Source organism: Yinghuangia soli (assembly GCF_021502675.1).
Taxonomy (GTDB): domain Bacteria; phylum Actinomycetota; class Actinomycetes; order Streptomycetales; family Streptomycetaceae; genus Yinghuangia; species Yinghuangia soli.
Genome location: NZ_JAKFHA010000031.1, coordinates 71,036 through 73,811 on the forward strand (window position 1 = coordinate 71,036; position 2,776 = coordinate 73,811).

2 protein-coding genes are annotated in these 2,776 nt (G+C 69.5%); one reads left to right on the top strand and one right to left on the bottom strand.

All coding sequences use genetic code 11. The annotated features are described in order from the left end of the window. Positions 1-124: 124 nt before the first annotated feature. Positions 125-1,852, bottom strand: a complete 1,728-nt coding sequence (locus LZ495_RS34265) for an SGNH/GDSL hydrolase family protein (RefSeq protein WP_235057030.1) — start codon at positions 1,850-1,852, stop codon at positions 125-127. Positions 1,853-2,030: 178 nt separating this feature from the next. On the opposite strand from LZ495_RS34265, the gene LZ495_RS34270 reads away from it, so the two are divergent. Beyond that, entirely contained in the window at positions 2,031-2,606 is a 576-nt protein-coding gene (locus LZ495_RS34270) for a hypothetical protein (RefSeq protein ID WP_235057031.1), read from the top strand. The last annotated feature ends 170 nt before the right edge of the window (positions 2,607-2,776 follow it).

Below are 2,776 nucleotides of genomic sequence, written 5' to 3' on the forward strand. Positions count from 1 at the left end.
CCGTTTTGGCCATATTCGTCCCGAGCGCACCGCCGTAGGGCAACCGGCTTGCCCCACGGCAGCGTGACGGCGTCACAGGGGAACAGGGCTGCTGATGTGCCCGGGGGCGGACCAAGGCGAGCGCTCAGGACACGGCGCTCAGCCGCTGGTTGACGAGTGCGGCGTACTGGGCCTGGCCGGTCGCGGTGGGGTGGAACGAACCTGGTTCGATGCCCTTGGGGCTCAGGACCGGTCCGTTGATCCACGCTCCTTGCGAACCGCACACTTCGTGGCCGGCGAACGCGTTCTCGGCCGACACGAACTCGACGCCGTCGACCGCGTTTGCGCGTTCGGCGATCGCCAGGTTGAGCCGGTGGGTGGCGTCGCGCAGGAAGTCCTGCTCGGCATGGCTCAGCCCGAGTTGGATCCCGCTCACAGTGACGCCTTGAAGCGCGGCGCACTCCTGTTCCGACCAGGATCCCGGCAGCAACTGCGGGTAGCCGAGGACGACGACGCGCGCGTTGGGCGCCTGAGTGCGGATCTTCCGGTAGACCTCGTCGAGATCCCAGACGACGGTCCGCAGCTTGCGGGTGAACCAGTCGGCCAGTGTGGTCGCACCGTCGAATCGGGTGGTCGGACAGAAGGTCGGCCGCTTATAGCAGAACTGCAGAACGTCCGCGAACCGCATGTCGTTTCCGCCGATGGTGATCGTCACGAGCGCGGTTTTGTCGTCGAGGCCACGGTAGTTGGTGTTGTTTCCGTCGGGCGTGCCGCTGAGCTGCTTGTTCAGCACGTCCCACGTCGTGGCGCCGCTGCAGGCGAGGAACCCCCAGTCGTTGTAGGGGATTCCGCGCAGCGAGGCGTAGGTCGTGTTTGTGCCGGGGACGTCGACGAGTGTCGAGTAGGCCTGCTGGGAACGGTGGCACGCGTTCTGGGACTCGAAGTACGGGTCGACGCCTTCGCCTGACGAGTACGAGTCGCCCAGGGCCACATACGCCAGCGGGTCGCGCACGGTCACCACCGGAGAACCGGTCTCGCTGCCACCGCAGTCGACGTACAGCACGTAGGTGCCGGCCCTGTCGAACTGCAGGCGCTGCTGATAGTGGACTCCGTCGCTGGTGACCGGCAGCCCGAGCGTGGCACCGGAGGCGGGCTGACCGTCGGCCTGGGACACCCGGTATGCCGGGGTGTCCGCGCAGGAGTAGGTGGCGACGTACGTCCCGCCGATCAGGCCGGAGGCTGGTGCGACGGCTACCACCGCGGGCGGCGGCGTGTAGGTGAAGCGCACCGAGATGTCGTCGACCGCGTAGGTGACGTTGTCGCCGAGGTACCGGACCATTTCGACGTAGTAGTCGCCGTCTGCCAGGCGTTCGGGCCGGATGCCGCAGTCCTGGTCGGTGTACTCGACGATGTAGTCGGCCAGTACGGTCTCGGATTCCGGGGTGAAGTCCTTGTAGTAGCCCGGGTGGGTGTGGTCGACGCATTCCGCGAACGTCGGCAGGTACTGCGTGAACCTGGCGGTCGTCCGCACTCCGGCCAAGTGGTAACGGATTTCCACCTTGTCGATGTGCGTGCCCGTCGGCAGGGCCAGCGGTGTGAAGTCGTGGACCGTCAGGTGACCGCAGCATTCGTTCGTGCGCGCCACGACGCCGTCGCGGCGTAGGACGTTTGTCGGCTGGTCGTAGTGCAGGCCGTCGCCGACGGCGTTCGGGAAGATCCAGTCGGTGGTGGTCGAACCTCCGGCCGCGGCCTTCGCCGCGAAGGCGGGGCCCGGCGGAGGCAGAGCGGTTGACGTCAGGACGATCGCAAGTCCCAGCAGCAGAAGCCGGAATGCGTTGGTGAACGTGCCACGTACACGGGCGGCCTTGAGCATGCGCCCCACCCCTTACGGCCGATCGGCTCGCCCGCGCCCCTCCCCGGGCGCGGGCATGTGCCCACGGTAGTCGTGTGTTCACGCGGTGGTTGGCGCTTTGGGGGATTCCACGGTTGTGTCGGCCGGCATCGGGGCGAGCATCGCGCACACCACCGCAAGGGCGGCGAGGAAGGCGCCGATGGCGAGGAAGGTGCCGGACGGGCCGGCGTGGGTGACGAGGAGGCCGGCCAGGAGCGGCGCCACCGGCGACGGCAAGGGCGGCACGCGCGTCCTGCTCGGCGGCGACACCCTCCGCTACAGCGACGACCGCGGCACCACCTTCCACCCGGGAAGCGTCGAGGTGCCCGACGGCCCGTGGAGCGTCGACGCGTACTCCAAGGACGACGACGACGGCTTCCGCACCATCAAGTACCGGACCGGCAGGGCCTGGGACGGCTGGGACCAGGACCCCTACGTCCCCGCACCCGGCACGGATACCGAAGGCCCGTGGAACATCACCGCGTTCGCCCAGCACGACGGCGTCCTCTTCGCGGCCATGGCCGGCGGCGGGGACATGGACCGCATCCGCAGAGGGGAGATCAATTTCCGGCCGCGCCGCCAAGGCGTGCTGCGGTCCCTGGACCACGGGACCACCTGGCACGACCACTCCGGCAACCTGCCCGACCTCGGCGTGACCGCCCTGGCCGTCGGCACCGCCTCAGGACACCTGTACGCGGGGCTGGACGGCGGCAGCGTCCACCGCCTGGCCCTGTAACCGCACAGCACCCCGAGACCACCACCGCCACCAAGGAAGTCGCCGAAGCCGCACGCGAGAAACCCCTCACCGGCATCATGCGACCCCACAGTGCGAAGCGGCGGGGGGCCGGGGGGGGGCCCCCGGGGGGGGGCGCCCCCCGGGGCCCCCGCACCACCCCCGGGCCCCCG

What these genes read in the sequence shown, in the direction of transcription:
- LZ495_RS34265 (WP_235057030.1), bottom strand. Translation starts at nt 1,852, where the DNA reads ATGCTCAAGGCCGCCCGTGTACGTGGCACGTTCACCAACGCATTCCGG.
- LZ495_RS34270 (WP_235057031.1), top strand. Translation starts at nt 2,031, where the DNA reads ATGGCGAGGAAGGTGCCGGACGGGCCGGCGTGGGTGACGAGGAGGCCG.